Genomic DNA, 19,563 nt, shown 5'->3' with positions numbered 1-19,563 from the left:
TATTTTGTTCGTTCCCAAGCGCGTCAAAGGATAGAAGAATTAGCTCGTCATGCTGGTTCCGATCGAGTTACCGTGGAAATGGTGGAACAGGCTAGAGTAGAATTCGGACAGTAGATTTTTAGCCGCCAATTTGGGACATAGTACGGGTATAAATGCCGCTTGATGTGCCAGAATCACGCAGTTTAAAGTTGATTTCTGCCTTCAGTTCTATTAATTCCCGCACTCTTTCCCTGATTTCTGCTGGCGAAATTCCTTGACGGAGGGCAGTTTTTAGGTCAATTTGTCCGGTTTCGTTGAGGAGACAGGGACGCAACCAACCATCGGCCGAGAGACGTAGTCGGTTACAGCGATCGCAAAAACACTCCGACATCTGACTGATAAAGCCAATTGTACCCTTAGCCCCCGGAATTTGAAAAACATCGGCAGGACCATTTCCCCGCACTTGACCCTCATTTAAGCCCCATTTTGCCCGAATTCGCCCCCTTAATTCCTCGTTGGCAATCCAAGCTTTTTCTTGAAATAAATCACCGTTACCGATAGGCATAAACTCGATAAAACGGACGTGCCAACGCTTCTCGATGGTCAAAGCCGCTAAATCTTCCACTTCTGCCTCATTTATCCCCGGAATCACCACCACATTTAATTTTAAGGGGTCAAAACCCACTCTCTGGGCCGCTTGAATACCTGCCCAAGTTTTTTGCCAACGACTCCGGCCGCGATTACCGATAATTTTATCGAAAGTGTCGGGGTCGAGAGAGTCTAAACTGATATTAATCCGTCTTAGTCCGGCTTCATACAACATTTCGGCTAAATTGTCAAGTAAATAGCCATTAGTAGTCAAGGCTAAATCGCTAGTAGCAGATAAAGAGGCGATATCGCGCACAATCTCCACTACTTCAGGATGTAAGAGAGGTTCCCCACCAGTAAGGCGAAATTTGCGGAAACCGAGGGGAATAAAGACATTTTTGACTAAAGTAAGAATTTCCTCCCGGGTGAGTAATTCTTGCGGTCGAACATAGGCCAATTCTGCATCTTCAGGCAGACAATACTGACAGCGAAAGTTACAGCGATCGATTAAACTAATCCTGAGATAGTCGATTTGGTTCCTGTTCACGGGGAAATACTGTTATAAAACTTCATGAATTTATCATAACAATTCTGGCTCGATCGATATCTAGACATCGGGCTAAGTTTCCAGAAAACCACGGCTACATCTAGATTTTAGTCTATGATGACAATAGATTTGGTCAATGGCAAGGGCAAATAACGATTGGGAAATTTGACAATTTTTCTTGATTGTACTTAACTAAAAAGGTCGGCTAACAAAAGTTGGCAGCATGGCTCTCAATTTGGTCGAAATATCTATATTACATTTGGGCGCACGCGATCATTGGTGTTAACTTAAGGAAATAGTCCCAGTTCTTCGGTTTGTGTTATGCAATGGACGGGGTTATAAGAGATGAAACCATTATAAAAAAACACATTCGACGATTTTTGTCAATTGTTTTCTTCCAGAACGAACTAATCAATTAAGTCTTTTGCCAGATAAGAATTTAGTCGATTTATGCCACCTGATCAAACTATACCAATTAACGAAAAACTTATTAATTATACCATTTTTTACTTCCTTCCTCTTGGATAATCAGCTACTTTTTATAATTAAGCTTCTTGCTTAAGTTGACACCAATGACCGCGTGCGCCCAACCCCCACCAAAAAACCCCAAAAAACCCCAATCCCGTGATTAACCCGATTATTGCCGGTGGGCGAACGCAGTTCGATAAACTCACTGACCACAGTTCGCCCCTACAAAATCGACCCGCCTAAGGGCGGGAAAGAAAAGAAAAAAGAAAAAATAGGGAATGAGGGTAAAAGGGGAAAAAGGAAAAAGGGTTAGAGAGTTCTCCCGAATACGCAGACTACCCGAAAACCGTAATTGTTGATGCGGTTGACGCGGCGGAAGTAGTAGTCGTAGCGAATCGCGGAACGGCAGTAAGTAGGATTGTAGCCCCAGGAACCGCCCCGCAGAGGAGAACGATTATCATTACCATTTTCTATCCAAGCACTGCCATCCGTCGGCGCACCGTCATAGTTATCGTGCCAAGTATCGGCGCACCACTCCCGGACATTGCCGTGCATATCGTACAGTCCAAAGGCGTTTGGGGGAAATTGTCCCACGGGAGTTGTTTCGTTTCGATATTCTCCGTTCGGTTCATCGGCGTAGGTATTACTGGCATTGTAGTTAGCCAATTCCCCCGTAATGGTTTCCCCAAAGTAAAACGGGGTGGTGGTTCCAGCACGACAAGCGTATTCCCATTCCGCTTCACTCGGTAGTCGGTATTCCCGAACCGTTAGTTTTGATAATCTCGCACAGAACTCGATCGCATCGTACCAGTTGACTTGTTCCACGGGTCTATCCCAGTGCGTGGGCGATCCCCCCCTAGCCCCCCCTTCAAAAGGGGGGGAATCGGAAGCCCCCCTTTTTAAGGGGGGTTTGGGGGGATCTTTAAAATAGGCTGGGTTGAAATCAAGGTCTTGTTTAACTTTTAAATCCGTGCGAGAGGCGATCGCTTTCCACTGGGCCTGGGTGATGGGGTATTTACCCATAAAGAAGGGTGGGACAGTTACTTCATGTTGTGGTCTTTCCCTTCTAAATCCTTCCCAATTAAATTTTTTAACCAGTCTTTCGATTTCCTCATCTTCTGTTCCCATCAGGAAAGTTCCCCCCGGAATGGCGACCATTTCTAAGGTGATGCCTTTGCCCAGATCTTCCCTGAAATATTGGGACTGTTTCGACTCTTTTCTAATTTGCTCACCCTTCGCATTTACTCCCACCACCTCAAAGTTAAATACTGATAACAGTTGTTTTGGCTCTTCCGGTTCAAGCTTGAACTGATAGCCAATTGCTCTTTCTAGTTGCTCAAATCCGTCTTCTTCCCAATAATCAAGCCGGTGAATATCGCGCAGCTTCAAGCCAAGTTCTGACATTCGCAGATCAGGAATTTCGCATTCTTCTAACCTCATGGGAATAACAAAAATTGTCCCCGGTAGCATCTGTGCCAAGGTATCAAGTGCAATCCTCAACTCCCGTTGGATGTATCCCTGTTTATTAGCCGATTTCGCTGACAGACAGGCCAGAAAAATCTGACTAGCTTTAATCGCTTTCGGAATTTCATCTCGCCAAATTTGCCCCGGAATCAGGTCTTTTTTATCCAACCAAGGTTTATATCCCGCTTGCTTAAGGCGGTCATACAGTGCCAAAACTGCTGGTTTGTCCTCACTGGCATGGGCCAAGAAAATTTGGATCTCTGACTTTTTCATAACTTTTTCTTATGACCACAAGTAGGGGAGAGCCAGATTAACTGGCATAAAATCTCTAAATAAACCATTTAATTGATTATTACTCATTCTTAATTCTCCTGCCTACTGTCTCCTGTCTCCTGTCTCGGAGTCTCCTATCTCCTGTCTCCTCACCAACCACGACAATTTGGGATTTTTACAGCAAGTCCACTTTCTCACTTTCCCCACCCGTGACCTTTTTCCGTTAGATTATAAATGGATACAAAACTTAACATTTTATCCAGAATCTACCGAGAGGGCAGACCGTGCGGCCAGATACCCTAGAAAATAACCAGCATTCAGCCGATAATTCGCTAGTTCCCGAAGTTATCGCATTTAATCCCGAAATTGAGCCAGAGAAAACCGAATACTCGCCAAAACCGACAAAAACCAACTCTTGGCTATCGGGAAGAAAGGGTTTATTTATCGGTGTGGGATTGGGGGTTTTATTGACCCTAGGGGCGACTCGTTTCGCTAATCGACCCCAAACAGCCCAAAACCCCAATACTCAGCCCGTAGCGGCAAAAAATGAGGCACCGGCACAAACAGTAACCACCACTAGGGTAGAATTTACTCCCGTGGCCCGCACCCTGAAAGCGACTGGAAGCGTGGCAGCCGATGAATTAATCCCGATTCTTTCCCAAGCGACGGGACTACAAATCAAAGAAATCTTTGTCGATGAGGGTGATATCGTTAGCCAAGGTCAAATTTTGGCTCGTCTCGATGATACCGTCCTACAAGCGCAATTAACCCAAGCACAGGCTAATGTCGCCCAATCCCGATCGCGTTTGGCAGAATTGCAAGCGGGTAGCCGTAAAGAGGAGATCGCTAGAGCTAAACAAACTATTCAACGCATAAAAGCCGAAATTAGTCAAGCTCAATCGGATTGGGATTTGGCCAAAAAACGCGTCCAGAGAAACCAAAGTTTAGAAGCGGAAGGAGCGATCGCCCGGGATCGTCTCGATGAAGTCCTCAACGAAGAAAGAAACAAAGCGGCGATCGTACAACAGACCCAATCTCGTTTAGGAGAAGCAGAGCAGCAACTGGCACAATTGCAAGCGGGCAATCGTCCCGAGGTGATCGCCCAAGCTACAGCCCAATTAGCGGAAGCTCAAAGCCGTTTAGCCATTGTTAAAGCCCAATTAAACGAGACGCGCCTGATTTCCCCGGTCAGTGGCAAAATTGCCGAAAGAAATGGCCGCATCGGGGATACCACCAACGGTCAAAATGCTCTCTTTAAAATCATCGAAAATGGGCGTTTAGAGCTAAGATTGCGGGTTCCTGAGAATCAATTGCCCTTAATCCGCGTCGGAGCGCCCGTTACTATCACTTCCGATGCTAATAGCAGTTTAAAATTATCGGGACAGGTGCGCGAAATTAATCCCATCGTCGATGAGGCATCCCGTCAAGCAACGGTTAAAGTCGATTTAACTGACAATACAGGGTTAAAACCGGGGATGTTTTTACGAGGTGCGATCGTAACGAATACTAGCAATAGTTTAACTGTCCCCATGACCGCAGTTTTACCCCAAAAAGATAATCAAGCTCTAGTTTATTTAGTGGAACCTGATAACACTGTTACCGCCAAAACTGTGCAATTAGGTCAAATTATGCCCAATAACCGCGTGGAAATTCTCACCGGTTTACAAGCGGGCGATCGCATTGTGGTCAAAGGGGCAGCCTATCTCGGTGATGGCGACAAAATTACAGCAATCAGCGATCAGTAATCAGTAATCAGTGATCAGTAAACAGTAAACAGTAATCAGTAATCAGTAATCAGTGATCGGTAGCGGGGCAAACGGATGGAGAGTAAAGTTTATGATAAAGCTTATAAATTTGCCATTAGGATTGTTAAAGGCTATAAATATTTGTGTGAGACTAAACAAGAATATGTTTTGTCAAAACAGCTATTAAGGAGTGGCACTTCAATCGGGGCTAACATTGCCGAGGCTAATGGAGCTATTTCTCAAGCTGATTTTCGAGCTAAAATGTCAATAGCTTATAAGGAATGTCTAGAAACAAAGTATTGGCTGTCTCTATTGAAAGACACGAATTACATAGAGGAAAGAGCCTTTCAAAGTATCAATGATGATGCGGAGGAAATTGGTAAAATGCTTTGGGCTATTCTAAAAACCTGCCAAGAAAATACCAAAAACCAAAAACCAAAAACTGATAACTGATAACTTACCCACTGATAACTGATAACTGATAACTGAAATTATGGCTTTTAATATTTCTAATTGGTCTATCAAAAATCCCATTCCGACGATCCTGATCTCCCTGGTTATGGCCTTAATGGGATACATTGCCTTTCTAGGATTAGGGATTGATCGCTCTCCTAATATTGACATTCCGGCCGTGATTATCACCGTTAATCAACCCGGTGCAGGTCCAGAGGAATTGGAAACCCAAGTCACCAAAAAAGTCGAGGATGCGGTGGCTGCTTTGGGTAATATCGATCAAATTACTTCTACCATCAACGAAGGCAGCAGCACCACCACCGTTAACTTTATCCTTGGCACTAACAGCGATCGCGCTACCAATGATGTACGCAATGCCATAGCGCAAATTCGGCAGGATTTACCCCAAGATACTAATGATCCAATTGTCCAACGTTTAGAATTTGCTGGGGGTGCGGTGATGAACTATACCATCTCCTCCCCGAAAAGATCGATCGCCGAATTAAGTGATCTAGTTGATCGTCAAATTGGCCGCGCTTTAACGGGAGTGCCGGGGGTAGCACGAGTCGATCGCGTTGGGGGAGTCGATCGAGAAGTGCGTGTAGATTTAGATCCCGGCCGTCTGATCGCCTACGGTATCACGGCCACGGCGGTTAATGAGCAAATCCGCAGTTTTAATATTAATTTACCCGGAGGGCGCTCGGAAATCGCCGGCAGTGAACAAACTGTCCGCACCCTCGGCAGCGCTGAAACGATCGAAGATTTGAGAAATTATCAAATCTCTTTACCTAACGGTGATAGCGTCCCCTTAAGCAATTTAGGGACAGTTAGCGATAGTTCCAGTGATCCCCGACAAATGGCCCTTTTAGATGGGCAGCCAGTGGTGGGTTTTTCGATTCTACGGGGGACTGGCAGCACCTTGGTGACGGTAGAAACAGCAGTACGCCAAGAAATCGAGAATTTAAAGAAAAAACTGCCCGAAGATATTAAATTTCAATTAATTTTTACCCGTGCTGACTCAATTCGTGCTAGTTACGAAAGCCTTCTTAGCGATCTCCTGATTGGTTGTATGATGACGGTGATCACGGTGGGTCTATTTTTAGGCAATTGGCGCGCCACGATTATCACGGGTTTGGCCCTGCCTTTGTCCATTTTCCCGACTTTTTGGGTGATGCAGTCCCTAAATTATACCCTTAACGGTATGACCCTGCTGGCGTTAGCTTTAGCTTTGGGTAATCTGGTCGATGATGCGGTGTGTATGGTGGAGGACATCGATCAACATTTAGCTATGGGTAAAAAACCCCTGCAAGCGGCCTTTGATGCCTCAAAAGAGATTGGATTAGCTGTTTTAGCCAGTGCGGCGGCAATTATGGCGGTATTCCTGCCGGTTGCTTTTATGGGCGGTGTGCCAGGGCAATTCTTTCAACCTTTCGGCGTTACGGTGGCGGTTTCTACCTTGTTTTCCAGTTTGATCGCTGTCACCGTCACCCCGATGTTAAGTGCCTATATTCTACAGCCGAAAAAGCTCAAAACTGGTGATAATAATCCCTCCTCGCGCCCCCGTTTTCGTCCCTACAAAAGTTTGTTAACCTGGGCTTTACGTCATCGAATCCTGACTTTATTGGCGGCTTTGGCCTTTTTTATCGGTAGTTTACAGTTAGTTCCCTTGATTCCAAAAGGGTTATTTAGTTCTGGGGATACTGGATTAAGTACGATCAGCATAGAATTGCCTCCCGGTGCGACTTTGAATGATACTGTTGCCGTGGCCAATCAGGTGAATAGTTTACTGCAAAAAAATCCCGCCGTCGCTAATGTTTTGGCTATTCCGGGAGATTCAGGACGGGTAAATACCGGGTTAATATATGTTAATTTAGTTCCTAAGGAACAGCGATCGCTAACTCAACGGCAATTTGAGGAACAAACCCGCCGGGATTTTCAGAAGATACCGGGAGCAAGAGTGACTTTTCGGGCGCAGGGGGGAGCAGGAAGCACTAAGGATGTCGCTATTATTTTAAAAAGTGAAAATGGCGATATTTTAACCCAAACTGCCCAAAAATTAGAGCGAGAAATGCGGGCTTTACCCGGTTTTGTCGAGGTAAGTTCCGGGGTAAGTTTAGTTAAACCGGAGATTATTATTCAACCGGATCCCGTCCGGGCTGCTGATCAGGGAGTCTCGGTCAGAGTGATCGCCCGTACTGCGTCTTTAGCTTTAATCGGCGATAATGAGTTTAATTTAGCTAAATTTAACCTTGCTGACCGACAAATTCCCATCCGGGTAAAAATTGCCAACGATGGACGCAGTGAGATAGAAACTCTGCAAAATTTGCGCGTTCCTAGCAGTAATGGGACGTTAGTACCGCTTAACTCGGTGGCGACAATTAGCTTAGGTAGTGGACCTGCGGAAATTCAACGCTTTAACCGTCAACGTCAGGTTAATATTGGAGCTAATTTAGAGGGAGTTTCTTTGGGAAGTGCGGTGACACAAATTCGCACTTTACCAATCATGAAAAACTTACCCCCAGAGGTGACAGAAGAACCCTTTGGTGATGCTCGTATTATGCGCGATATCTTCGCTCGTTTTTTGGGGGCGTTAAGTTTAGCAATTATTTCTATCTATGGGATTCTGGTCTTGTTGTATAACAATTTTCTCTATCCCCTAGCGATTCTAACTTCCCTTCCTTTATCGATTGGTGGTACTTTAATCGCTCTTTTAATTACCCAAAAAGAGTTAGGTTTATACGCTTTAATTGGCATAGTTTTACTGATGGGGTTAGTCACTAAAAATGCGATTCTGTTGGTAGATTTTGCCCTGAGTGGCATTGAGGCTGGGAAACCGCAGTTTAAGGCGATGATTGATTCGGGAGTCTCTCGTTTACGACCAATTATTATGACCTCCGTTTCCACAGTTGCCGGGATGTTACCGATTGCTTTAGCTTTAGGTGCAGATGGGGAAATTCGCGCACCGATGGCGATTGCCGTTATTGGTGGTTTTACCACTTCCACCCTATTAACTTTGGTGGTTGTGCCGGTAATCTTTACTTATATCGATAGTTTTTACTATTGGTTGCGGGGATTGTTTGTTAAACAAAAACCCAAGTCGATTTAGTACAGAAAACGGGTTTCTCCGAGAAAACCGTTTTCTACTCATGCACTCGTGCAAAAAGGGGAATAAATAATCAGTCTTTAATAACCAGATTTAGTAGTAAAATATCTCTCTGAAAGCTTGAGAAAAAACCCAGAGAAACTTACCCATGAATCCCTTGACAGTCACAGATAAAACTCTATCTCTTCCCCCCATGGGCTGCGGTACTTGGGCCTGGGGAAATCGTCTTCTCTGGGGTTACGATGAGAGTATGGATAGCCAGTTACAAGGGGTTTTTAATCTCTGCGTCGAGCGGGGTGTCACCCTATTTGATACGGGAGACTCCTACGGCACAGGCAAACTCAACGGACAGAGTGAGAAGCTATTAGGACGCTTTACAGGGGAATATAGCGGTTATAACGCTGATCATATCCGTATTGCTACCAAAATCGCTCCCTATCCTTGGCGTTTAACCCGTCATGCCATGGTGAAAGCTTGTCAAGCTTCGGCAACCAGATTAGGCCGCCCAGTGGATTTAGTGCAAATGCACTGGTCAACGGGCAATTATGCGCCATGGCAGGAGGGAGGATTATTAGACGGATTGGGGGATTGTTTGGAAAAGGGGTTAGTTAAAGGGGTCGGTTTATCCAATTTTGGACCGAAAAGATTGAAGTCTGCCTATCAAAAGTTTGCCAGTCGCGGCATTCCTATCACCAGTTTACAGGTACAGTATTCTCTCCTTTCTACTTATCCTCTCACTGACTTAGGATTAAAGGAACTATGTGATCAATTTGGTATTAAAATTATTGCCTATAGTCCCTTAGCTTTGGGGTTATTAACGGGGAAATATCGAGATAATAAAAACTTACCCCCTGGATTACGTCGCTTCCTTTTTGGTCAATTAATTCCCGCTATTTCGCCTCTGATAAGTTGTCTAGAAGTTATCGCCCAAGCTAAAGATAAAACTATTAGCCAAGTTGCCTTAAATTGGTGTATTTGTAAGGGAACAATTCCTATCCCCGGAGCTAAAAATGTTCGGCAAGCTGAGGATAATTTAGGCGCTTTAGGATGGAGTTTAGACAGTGGAGAAATAGCAGAATTAGATAAAATTGCCGCAAGTTTAGATAAAAAAATGGTACAAAATATCTTTCAAACTAAGTAGGGTTGGCTGAAAAAGCTTGTTGGTGGGGTGTGGAACGAACCACAAAGACACAAAGGACACAAAGATTGATCGCTTATAAGTTAAACTGATCAGACAAAGAATAAGAGAGCCAATTTCCCCCCGATTACTCGAAGAACTGGCAATTTTTGAGGTCAAAAAAGCCTAAAGATATTGTCCAACAAGGTTTTTAGATTTATTCAGCAAACCCTACTTATCTTGAGAGACCAATTTTAAGCTAGGACGGGGTTGGATTGTTCCCCCATAAGCGACGGCAGTGTGAGGAGATAGGACAAGATGAGGAGATATCCCCAGGGAAATTCGATAGATTTCCCCAGCTTTATCCATTAATTGCTGTTTAACTGGCTCTTTCGGCAAATTTTGCCGCCAAGCTAGGGGAATCCCCTCGATACCGTTGTACAATCCCGCCCAAATTCCCGCTAAAGTGGTGGTTAATTGCCGTTGATAGGGACTAAAATTAGCACGACGCACGCTCACGGCGAAATCCTCGCTCGTTTGCAGAAAGGTATAGAGAGAAACTGCGATCGCAATTCCTAAAGGTGAGCTATCTTGCACCCAAGTCGATAAAGTGGACTCTAGGGGACGATTTTGCCTTAAAGCTGACTGAATCTGCTCTAATAGCTTATTCTTGGGGTTAATAGTTAGTAATTGCCCGATTAACTGATTTAAAGGCCTTTTTCCCTGTAATAACAGACCCACTGCCTCTCCCCAAATTATCGCTTCTTGTCGGGTTAACTGGGAAATTAAGCCCTTTTTCAGCCAAAAATTTAATCTAGCTTGCCAACGTTCCCCATGGTCAGGCCAGGTTAAAATCTCCGGCAACAGCACAAATAATAACGCCGATTCCGACCGATCCTTAGCTGCGATCGCAAGTGAAAAATCCTCCTGAGATTGCAGAGCTTGCAAAAGCAGGGTCGTCCTCGGTGTAGCCTCATAGTTAAAGGCTGGTATTAGGGGTTGATTATGCAAGGATTCCCCAATATATGCCCCGATTAACCCTCCCTGAAGGCGATCGAGGGGTGAAAAGACCTTTTGCATAAATTAGCTCAATTTGCCCGGTAGGTGACTTCCCCGACTTTGCCCAGTTGCCCCAGTTGTTTAGCATTGGCATTATTAACGGCAACGTAAACCCCGCCGGCATTACCCGCTCTCACGGTTAATTCTCGGTTTGCTTGCCAAGTGCGATGGGTTCCCTGGGGCAGCACACCCTCAAATTCTGTCTTCCCATCCACCACCACCCGCAGCCAGCAGTCATCCTCCAGTTTTACCCCCACCACCAGCTGCTGATTATTGCTGGTTTTGTTGGCTACCGGTTGAAGGGGGTTGCTTTTCCGTTGGACAATTTGCTGTTGTGGCAAGGAAGGCGGCGGTAAGCGATTCGATTGCAGTACCGATTTTTGCAGGACGTGGGATAGGGTTTGTACGGAACCAATAACTAAGATTAAATAGAGAAAATAGAGATGAATCGGGCGAATTTGAAGACTTGGCAGCGATAAAGACGGTTTTGTTCCCCTAAAAAAGTTATTGACCTTGGTGGGAAAACGCCGGCTAATCGTCTCACCATCCAGGGACAGACTATCGGCAAATTGTTTGATTAACCAACGAATATAAATCGGTTCGGGCAATGCCTCCAAATCCCCCGCTTCCAACGCTTCTAGGCGATGGCGCGGGATTAGGGTTTTCTGGGCAATTTCCTCGAGAGAAAGGGACTGTTCTAGGCGATTTTTTTGCAAATAAACGCCGATTTCCAGTAATTTGGTTCGCTGTTTACGCTGGGGGTCGAGTTGTGATTGGAGAAGGCGAAACATATCGCTATTAGGGCTGACTTTCAGCTTAGTTAATCTGGTTCTTTAAATATTTCAGTTCATCAAGGGTTAAAAAACGGTAATCACCCAAGGGTAAGGGGGAATTATTACCAGAGTTTAGTTGAATACGACCGATGGCACTGCGATGAAGTTTCAGGACGCGATAGCCTAACTCTTCGGCTACAGAGCGAATCTGCCGATTTCTTCCCTCCACTAAAATAACTTCTAGTAGGGTTTTTTGGTCGGTTTGCTTGAGTATCTCAACCTGTGCGGGTAAGGTTTTTTTTCCCTCTAAGAGGATACCTTCTCGCCAACGCTGGAGAGCAAGTCTATCAATCGCACCATCTAGCCAAACCCGATAGGTTTTGGGCAAATGATAACGGGGATGGGTGAGGGTGAGGGTGAGTTGACCGTCGTTGGTGAGGAGTAAAGCCCCAGTGGTGTTGATGTCCAACCTGCCTACGGGATGTAACCCTGTCTCGCTGGCGAGGGAGTCGGGCAAAAGGTCGATTACCGTCGGCCGGTTTTGTGGATCCTTACAGGTAGAAACCACACCAATGGGTTTGTTGATCAGTATATACAATCTTTTGGGACGATTGGCCGGTTCAATTTTTTTTCCGTCTATCTCTAGGTGATCTTTTTCGGGGTCGGCTTTTTCTCCTAACTGCACGATTTTGCCATTCCGTCTCACCCGGCCGGCTACGATCATCTCCTCCGCCCTTCTTCGGGAGGCAATTCCCCACTGGGCAAGGATTTTCTGGACTCTCTCCGCCATTTTTTTTTAGTTTTTAACCCTTTCTATCTCCTATTATAGGCATCCTAAAAGGGTTTTTTCGCCCAAATAGTGAAGAAAAACCGAATATCTCCGGCTGCCTCTTTGATTTTTTTTCTTTGAAAACTTCTCAAAAAAAAGAGGAGTAATCCCTTGACTTGGGCGGCGGCTTCGGTTATACTTTTCTTATAATGGGAATCTGTGCGTTTTTCGGTGAACTCTAACACTCGATTATATATAAAGTCTTATAAAAATATTATGGCAAAAAGCCGTGAAAAAAGCAAGCAAAATTTTGCCGACAATTGTTAAAAAAGTCGGGCTAATTTTTTTTACGGGGGGATATGACTTTAAACGGGTTATTTCTCGGTTATCCAAGCGGTAAACTTTGATTGATGATAAATTGGGGACGTAAGCGACGGAGTTTGCGTCTCTTTGTTATAATTCAAAGGCTAGGCTATAATAACTCTTCATAAACACCGATAATTTTAGTCAAAGATGTAAAAAAATGAATATTCAACTCGTGGAATCTCTAGTTAATGCAATTAAATCCTTGTCCCTAGAAGAACAAGAATTGTTAGGAAAAAAACTCAAAGATCACCCCTCTTGGGAAATTGCATTAGAACGAATTGACGCAACTCGAAAAGCCATTTATGAACGTCGTCAGGGAAAACCATTTAAAACCGATGTTACTGAAATTATTCATCAAATGAGAGAAGAAAGAGATCGGCAATTGATGGAAGAAATTGTGAGTGAATAGAGAAAATAATGACTAATACATTTATCTGTGTTGATTCTAGTTTTATAGTTCGTTTAACAACGGTTGAACCTTCTGTAACAATGTACAGTCAACTCTGGCAAAAATGGATGACCGAGGAAAATTTAGTGATTGCACCAACTTTATTATGTTACGAAGTCACTAACGTATTTTATCGTCTGAAAAAAGCTGGTCAAATTTTGGAGACGGAAGCGCAAACCCTCCTTACAGAAGTCTTAGATTTACCTATTCAGTTTCATGGAGATCATTACCTCCATTACCAAGCAATAGAAATTTCGCAAACCTTGAATCTTCCTGCTACTTATGATGCCCATTATCTAGTATTAGCTCAACGATTTCAAGCAAATTTATACACTAGCGATAAACGCTTATTTAACAGCGTTAAATCTTCTCTAAGTTGGGTTCATTTGGTTGAAGTGTAGATTTTTATTTCTCTCTCAATAGCTTTAGTTTTATTTAACCTGACTAGGCAGTATGCTTAGAAAAGCACAAAAGTCGAGCTAGTTTTGCTTACGGGGGGATATGACTTTAAACGGGTTATTTCTCGGTTATCCAAGCGGTTGAGAGAAGAAAGAGATCGGCAATTGATGGAAGTGCGATCTCCAATCTTGTAGGGTGGGTGTTTGCATCGATAATCTCTGACAAAAAAACAAATTAATAATCCGCAACCCACGCAGCAACTTAATTATTAAATGGGTGCGTTAGCCAAAGCGTAACGCACCCTACGATTGATGTTTCTGTTTGTGGATAAATTGACAAAAGTTGCTCAAAATATAGCCTTAGCAAGATAAATCGGCCTATTCCTAGTTAACCTGAGTTGAGGATAAGCCGAAACCCTAATTTTACCGTAGCTGGTTAGCTCTATTCTTTCGTGGAAGTCATGACCAAATCTTCTTAGTCCGAACTAAAGTCAGCTAATGCGACTAACCCCCAATTTCAAAATCAAATTCAGGTTCGGGGGGAGATTCAATCTCTAAATCTTTAGCGTCCGGTAGGGGAGCATCATTGACAATAGAATCTTGTTCAGGCTCAACCTCACTCGGCGAATCACTTTCTGGTTGACAAGAGGAAATACTAATATAGTAATTGTTCTGGTCGCCTTCAATAATATCACCTTCTTGAGCGATATTATCAGCTTCAATCTTGATGTCATCGATATTAATATTGTCTCCATCTTTGGTAACATTATCGGCATCAATGTTAACAATATCACCCTCATCAGTGATATTATCAGCTTCCATCTGATTAATATCGCCTTTGGCAGCATAATTATCAGGACTGTCTTGAGCCTTATCAACGACAAAATCTTCGACTAGATCGAAAGCGAAACCGAATTTATTTTTGTTTGACATAGTTGATACTCTCCTAGAGAATTAATGAAATCAAGAAATGATTAAAGGGGTCTGTATTTGTCCAAGCCAAGTGCATAATCCACTAAGTTTTTATCTTGAGGAGTTGCATCAGGAGCCAGAGCCTTTTTTAGCAAAGTTTTAATGTTTGCCAATAATTCATCTTCAAAATCAATCCAAAAAAGTCTCCGATTTTCATCAATAAAAGATGACTGAAGTAACCCTGTAAAACGTCCTGATAACTGCATTGAACGAGAGGTAATACCGGGGTTATCTTGTCCTAAAACTAGGTCGTAATTTTCTCGCCGTTCGGGTTGTGAAAAGATGTTTCCTTGACGATCTTGATAATTTCGGACAACCATAGGAGAAGGGGGGATATGGGGAAGGCGATCACGCATAAGTTCGGTTAGGGTTGGAATCCCCGGTGAAAGACTTAGCAAGGTTTGGTAAACGTGCTTGTTTTGCTCCCATCTTTTGTTATCTTTAGGAATAGTGGGAGCAACTTCTACTAAACCAATACCATATTCGCGTAAATAGTCATCTGAGTCACCAATTTTACCAACAGGAAGGCGGTGGGTTTCATCAAGAATAACTAGGGTTTTAAGACGATCATTGCCATTTTTTGTTTTGGGATTTGATCCTAATTCTAACACATAATTGAGAAAATTGTCAAGGAAAATAGGCCCAATAATTTTAGAAGAAGATTGGGATAGAGGTTGGCTTAAAATGACCAATGTTTTGTGATAAAGAATATCATCAAAGCTGAGTTTTTTGAGGTTGGGATGAGGTTCTGTATAGGTAAGTAAGTCTTCTTGATCTAACAGAGACTGAAAAATTTGAACCCCTCGCCGAGTCATGACTAATTCCTTATGATCCATGTAGAAAAAATTAGCAAGGCGCAGTTGTTGTTCTATTTTTTCTAGGAGGTTAGTTCTCTCCTGTAATTCCTCCTTTTTTTCGGGGGTTAGGTTTTGACTATTAAGACGAAAATTGATTTTATTTTTACCATTTTTTAAGGCTTCTTCAACTTGTTTAGGGGTAGATAATAAATTGACTAAACTTCTGAGAGTGAGAGCGTCAGGAGGATAAAAGTTTTGCAATAAAACTAACAAATATTCAGCAATCGCAGCAGCATTATAAATAACTGCCAGTAAGTCACCGCTCATGCCTTCATACTGTGAGATGATCACTTGACATAGCATTTCAAAAAATTCTCGTCTCTCTGAAGAATTTAAGAGGTTTTCAAGAGGATTAAAATAGTATTCGCCACGAGGCCAACGACAAACGGAAATCTTAGGATCTTTTTCTTGAAGATAAGCCGCTAAATCAGTAAAAGCGGCCCCTTCTTTTGTTCCTCTAACTCCTCCTTTGGCTTCTGAGATAATTACCGTTCCATACCATCTTAAGGCGCCTGAAATTAGCCTAAATAAAACCGTTGTTTTACCAGAACCAATTGCCCCCCCTATAAACAAATGGCTATCAAACAGTGCAGTAGGAAGCCAGAAGGGAGTTCTTTCTTTACTATTAGGATAAGCGGCAGCTTGTCCTAGATAAATTTTATTTTCACTGGCTTTAATCGGGAAATCATCGGGGTTAGCGAGTACAGATTGAAGGTCAACAGAGATTTTTTTAGGTTTGCCTTGCTTATGCTTTTTATGGGTAGAAGGTGGGGGTGAGTTGGGATTAGGAAAAGGATAAGACATATTGGGTTTCTCCAGAAATTCACAATTTTTTTGAGTTATCCCCTCTTATTGAAAGAAGGGATATTTATTTAGCTTAACTAAATCTTAGGTAAGGGAAATTCATCTTCCCCATCTTCATAATCTGGGTTGCTGAGAGCTTGGTTGAACCAATCAACATCATCATCTAATGAGTTAAAGTCAAGAGATTTATTCAGCAAATAATCATCAGGTGAATCAATGTGACCAGTGATCTGATCTAATTTTAGTTCTAATTGCTGAATTTCTCGGCGAATTTCCTCCCGTTTTTGTCGATCTGGTTCCATTGCTAAGTGCTGCTTAAGCATCGAAATTTGCTTAACAATATCCTCCCTACGTTGCCGTTTAATATCGCGGCTGAGTTGTATCTCATTAACTACTTCTCGATTGACCTCATCGTAAGCATCAATAACAGCGTCGATTGCTTCTTTATCTACCACTGTTACAACAGTCTTAGACCAGCAAAATAGAAACCCTTGAAAAACAACTATAAAAATCAGAACTACTCTGTGAGAATCTAGCTGGTTTTGCAGGAAAGTCACAAAAATCCTCCAACCTAATTGAAAATTAGAAGGGTTGTCGTTTTTAGACAATTCCAAAAGATCTCGTAATAAGACACAGAAATCTTGAACAACTGGGGTAAAAAACCACCAAAATAAAACATATAAAATGGTGTAGAGAATCACATAAAACCAGTTGATTGTGAAAGCACTTCTGAAATGGTGAAGCTGTGAATTATTTTGAAATATCCATAAAATTCGAGCGACATTCAAAGTAGAAGAAGGTACGATTAATGTCCGCCAAAATCTTCTGTGAAATTCTCCCAATTTATGGATACAATTATTGTTGATATCATCAACAATTTGTTTGATGCCTTTTAAGTAACGAACTGGACTATTAATTGAACTTTGCGGAAACAAGCTAGACATTATTTTTACCTCAACTAAGTGAATAAAATTAAAGCTGTATGGTTGCTAATAGACACGGGTTAAGGGGAGCGGCTTTTGATTAACATATCCTAAAAAACATTGATCCTAACGAGAAGAACGTTTGATACCCATGGAGAACCTCGTATTGTGGCTATCTAAGATTTCGTTAATCAAAACTTCCCAGCGAATAGCCGTCACTTTTAATTCGATTAAATAGCCTCGAGTTAACTTTACAATTTTAGGGTTACGTGGTTCTAACATCACCTGATAGTAGCTGCTAATTAGTAAGTCGTTGAGCGACTCCATCTGCCGTACTGTGTTCCTTTGTTTGCTACCAAAACGAATGGTTTTAACCAGACGATTTGATTGATCATAAACATCTTGTCCCTGCCTCACTATGTGGGCGATTCCTTTTGTTATTTGGCGAAAAGCAATCTCAACTTCTTCTAGATCATTAGGGTTTTTCCTCATTAATTCATCTAATCGATCCGCTAATCGATCCGCTCCTTTGCAAATGTCTTCCCTGGCTTTAGTTACGCTTAAAATCCGAAAGCTGATGTTATTCTCACCCTGCATAAACTGAACAAAGGGAGGGTAGGTAAATTTACCAGTCTCAGCAATTTTTTGTTGAAAAAGCTGTAACAATACAAGGGGATCAACTGCCTCTTTGTCCCTCTCTTGATCTGACAAAACATTAGTGCTTGGTGGTTTTTTCAGAGAGACATTTGTTGTGAAACCGGGATAAAGAGACTTCCCTGTTTCTTTAACATACTGGTGGTAAAGATAAAGGAGTTTTTCGTCCTCGTTTAAATGTTCCGCTACCAGTTGTTTTTGTTGGGGTGTGAGGGGTGATTGAAGTAAAAACTCCAAGGGCTTAACGTACATTGTTTTATCTCCTGTAGTACGGTCAATTTCTGAACCACAATGTAGGGTCAATTCATGAATTGACCCTACAATTTCCTAAGGCTTGTCATCATCAATAGCAGGAGGCTCTTGATCGTTCAATCCTTCCGCCACAGCATGAATTAGTTCGTCAAAAGCCTGTTTAGCGGTTGGGTCGAAGGTTAAAGAAATGCTGGGCTTATTGCGATGCCGAACCGTCATTAGAACGGATAACCCGGAAAAAATCACGCTCAACCCTGCTAACATGAGCGCGAGGCCAAGCTTGTCCCATTCTCCCTTGATTAATTTGCTGCTAAAATTGCCCATAGCGATACTAACAGCTTCTTGTCCGGCAGCAATTCGACCGTTTTCGGTAAAATGCTGGCTATAGAGGCCCCTTTTTTCCTTTTTAAGATATTCGAGACTACCACCCGACTGCTCAACAGTAGATTGCAGCGTATCTAGCTCCTTTTGACCTTGCCCTCGCAGTTTCTCTCCGTCATCTTCTAACCGTTTAGGCTTGCGACAATAGGGTAGATCTGCTGTAGGTATCTTGTCAAAATAGCTTGACGGTACTCCATGAGGTCCATGTAGTTGTTCGTGGAGACTGGATGTTTTAGGATCATAAAGTTTTTCGGATTTGCCCCGTTCTGCTTGATATTCAGCCGTTTTTATATCGCAAATGTTTTGAGCCACTTTGGCCTGCTCTAATACTCGTTCTCCTTCAGCTATGTTTCGGCGAGGAGTGGCATAGAGATGTTCTTCTACGACTTTGTTGACGTATATCTCGGATAATTTGTCTGAATTCATGAGGATTTCAAAGCCAACGCCTGAAATACCCGTTAAACCCAAGTTTAAGGCGATATTACCGACCAAAGCTGCATTAGCCCACTTGCGACTGGCAGGATTAGCATTGGAGGCCGCTGTCGAGGTAGAGTTCCCTGCTAACTGAGACGCCCATAAGACAATTACAGCACTAATCACCCCTGAAACTCCCCCACCGACACCAGCATGAGCTATAGGAACAACACCGACTGTATTCCAAAGATTAGATATCGTTTGTATTCCAGCGGTTAGTTTTGATTCCTTTTCGATCGCATCTGTCACCATAACGTCACCGTGGAGGTCCCGGGGATTGACGCGGACCAACTCAGAATTGAGAACTTTTTGCCAGAAACCGATTGTTTCAGGTGATAGATTGCCGTTTTTGGCTTTCTCTACCAAGTCTGGATGATTCTGTTTAATCCAGTCGATGAGTTTGTTGGGATTACAGCGATGGTCCTCCAGAAAGTCATCCCAACTGTCGTAAAGGGAAGAAGAATTTTTGTTCATAGGAGGTCCCGGGGATTGACGCGGACCAACTCAGAATTGAGAACTTTTTGCCTGAAACCGATTGTTTCAGGTGATAGATCGCCGTTTTTTGCCTTCTCTACCAACTCTGGATGATTCTGTTTAATCCAGTCGATGAGTTTGTTGGGATTACAGCGATGGTTCTCCAGAAAGTCATCCCAACTGTCGTAAAGGGAAGAAGAATTTTTGTTCATTTTTAGGGTT

At 43.0% G+C, this 19,563-nt stretch carries 19 protein-coding genes; 7 read left to right on the top strand and 12 right to left on the bottom strand.

The window, feature by feature from the left end; all coding sequences use genetic code 11:
• Positions 1–114 (top strand): PCP reductase family protein (locus MICAI_RS24270; protein ID WP_198285307.1); only part of this gene is annotated, 114 nt, incomplete at its 5' end.
• A 4-nt stretch (positions 115–118) separates the two neighbouring features.
• Here MICAI_RS24270 and moaA read toward each other — a convergent pair.
• Both moaA and MICAI_RS17150 read right to left on the bottom strand, forming a co-directional pair.
• Positions 119–1,114, bottom strand: a complete 996-nt coding sequence (gene moaA, locus MICAI_RS17155) for a GTP 3',8-cyclase MoaA (RefSeq protein ID WP_008205102.1) — start codon at positions 1,112–1,114, stop codon at positions 119–121.
• A gap of 777 nt (positions 1,115–1,891) precedes the next feature.
• Positions 1,892–3,319 carry an SUMF1/EgtB/PvdO family nonheme iron enzyme gene (locus MICAI_RS17150; protein ID WP_008205100.1) on the bottom strand — a complete coding sequence of 476 codons (1,428 nt, stop codon included), beginning with the start codon at positions 3,317–3,319 and terminating at the stop codon, positions 1,892–1,894.
• 284 nt (positions 3,320–3,603) lie between these two features.
• On the opposite strand from MICAI_RS17150, the gene MICAI_RS17145 reads away from it, so the two are divergent.
• The 4 genes from MICAI_RS17145 to MICAI_RS17130 all read left to right on the top strand — a co-directional run bounded on the left by MICAI_RS17145 (position 3,604) and on the right by MICAI_RS17130 (position 9,761).
• A complete protein-coding gene (locus MICAI_RS17145; RefSeq protein ID WP_008205098.1) occupies positions 3,604–5,064 on the top strand; it encodes an efflux RND transporter periplasmic adaptor subunit in 1,461 nt (486 codons plus the stop codon).
• 75 nt (positions 5,065–5,139) lie between these two features.
• Positions 5,140–5,517: a four helix bundle protein gene (locus tag MICAI_RS17140; RefSeq protein WP_008205096.1), complete on the top strand. Its 378-nt coding sequence runs from the start codon at positions 5,140–5,142 to the stop codon at positions 5,515–5,517.
• Positions 5,518–5,557: 40 nt separating this feature from the next.
• Positions 5,558–8,623 (top strand): efflux RND transporter permease subunit, encoded by a 3,066-nt coding sequence (locus MICAI_RS17135; protein ID WP_008205094.1) that lies wholly within the window; start codon positions 5,558–5,560, stop codon positions 8,621–8,623.
• A 145-nt stretch (positions 8,624–8,768) separates the two neighbouring features.
• Positions 8,769–9,761, top strand: a complete 993-nt coding sequence (locus MICAI_RS17130) for an aldo/keto reductase (protein WP_008205092.1) — start codon at positions 8,769–8,771, stop codon at positions 9,759–9,761.
• Between the two features lie 207 nt (positions 9,762–9,968).
• Here MICAI_RS17130 and MICAI_RS17125 read toward each other — a convergent pair whose 3' ends face one another.
• The 4 genes from MICAI_RS17125 to MICAI_RS17110 are packed head-to-tail and all read right to left on the bottom strand — an operon-like array spanning position 9,969 to position 12,583.
• Positions 9,969–10,817 (bottom strand): hypothetical protein, encoded by an 849-nt coding sequence (locus MICAI_RS17125; RefSeq protein WP_008205090.1) that lies wholly within the window; start codon positions 10,815–10,817, stop codon positions 9,969–9,971.
• Positions 10,818–10,825: 8 nt separating this feature from the next.
• Complete coding sequence (locus MICAI_RS17120) at positions 10,826–11,587, bottom strand: helix-turn-helix domain-containing protein (RefSeq protein ID WP_008205088.1); 762 nt, start codon at positions 11,585–11,587, stop codon at positions 10,826–10,828.
• Positions 11,588–11,612: 25 nt separating this feature from the next.
• The gene (locus MICAI_RS17115; protein WP_002803891.1) at positions 11,613–12,359 is read right to left on the bottom strand and encodes a pseudouridine synthase; all 747 of its coding nucleotides are present in this window, start codon (positions 12,357–12,359) and stop codon (positions 11,613–11,615) included.
• A gap of 44 nt (positions 12,360–12,403) precedes the next feature.
• Positions 12,404–12,583, bottom strand: coding sequence for a hypothetical protein (locus MICAI_RS17110; RefSeq protein ID WP_008205085.1), 180 nt, complete (start codon positions 12,581–12,583; stop codon positions 12,404–12,406).
• A 278-nt stretch (positions 12,584–12,861) separates the two neighbouring features.
• Between MICAI_RS17110 and MICAI_RS17105 the strand changes: the two genes are divergently transcribed.
• Together MICAI_RS17105 and MICAI_RS17100 are read left to right on the top strand one after the other, a co-directional pair.
• Positions 12,862–13,113, top strand: a complete 252-nt coding sequence (locus MICAI_RS17105; RefSeq protein ID WP_008205084.1) for a hypothetical protein — start codon at positions 12,862–12,864, stop codon at positions 13,111–13,113.
• A gap of 8 nt (positions 13,114–13,121) precedes the next feature.
• Complete coding sequence (locus MICAI_RS17100; RefSeq protein WP_002803895.1) at positions 13,122–13,553, top strand: type II toxin-antitoxin system VapC family toxin; 432 nt, start codon at positions 13,122–13,124, stop codon at positions 13,551–13,553.
• Between the two features lie 501 nt (positions 13,554–14,054).
• Here MICAI_RS17100 and MICAI_RS17095 read toward each other — a convergent pair.
• From MICAI_RS17095 to MICAI_RS17070, 6 genes are all read right to left on the bottom strand, one after another.
• On the bottom strand, positions 14,055–14,483 hold the full coding sequence (locus MICAI_RS17095; RefSeq protein ID WP_008205080.1) for a hypothetical protein: 429 nt from the start codon (positions 14,481–14,483) through the stop codon (positions 14,055–14,057).
• Positions 14,484–14,524: 41 nt separating this feature from the next.
• Positions 14,525–16,183: a Uma6 protein gene (locus MICAI_RS17090; RefSeq protein WP_008205078.1), complete on the bottom strand. Its 1,659-nt coding sequence runs from the start codon at positions 16,181–16,183 to the stop codon at positions 14,525–14,527.
• Between the two features lie 77 nt (positions 16,184–16,260).
• Complete coding sequence (locus MICAI_RS17085; protein WP_008205076.1) at positions 16,261–17,127, bottom strand: hypothetical protein; 867 nt, start codon at positions 17,125–17,127, stop codon at positions 16,261–16,263.
• Between the two features lie 105 nt (positions 17,128–17,232).
• Complete coding sequence (locus MICAI_RS17080) at positions 17,233–18,012, bottom strand: hypothetical protein (protein ID WP_008205074.1); 780 nt, start codon at positions 18,010–18,012, stop codon at positions 17,233–17,235.
• Positions 18,013–18,087: 75 nt separating this feature from the next.
• The gene (locus tag MICAI_RS17075) at positions 18,088–19,341 is read right to left on the bottom strand and encodes a hypothetical protein (RefSeq protein WP_008205072.1); all 1,254 of its coding nucleotides are present in this window, start codon (positions 19,339–19,341) and stop codon (positions 18,088–18,090) included.
• A complete protein-coding gene (locus MICAI_RS17070) occupies positions 19,338–19,553 on the bottom strand; it encodes a hypothetical protein (RefSeq protein WP_039900447.1) in 216 nt (71 codons plus the stop codon). The genes MICAI_RS17075 and MICAI_RS17070 overlap by 4 nt, the downstream gene beginning before the upstream one ends.
• Between the last annotated feature and the right edge of the window lie 10 nt (positions 19,554–19,563).

The organism is Microcystis sp. T1-4, assembly GCF_000297435.1.
Classification (GTDB): domain Bacteria; phylum Cyanobacteriota; class Cyanobacteriia; order Cyanobacteriales; family Microcystaceae; genus Microcystis.
This window is presented reverse-complemented; position numbering and strand designations above follow the sequence as displayed.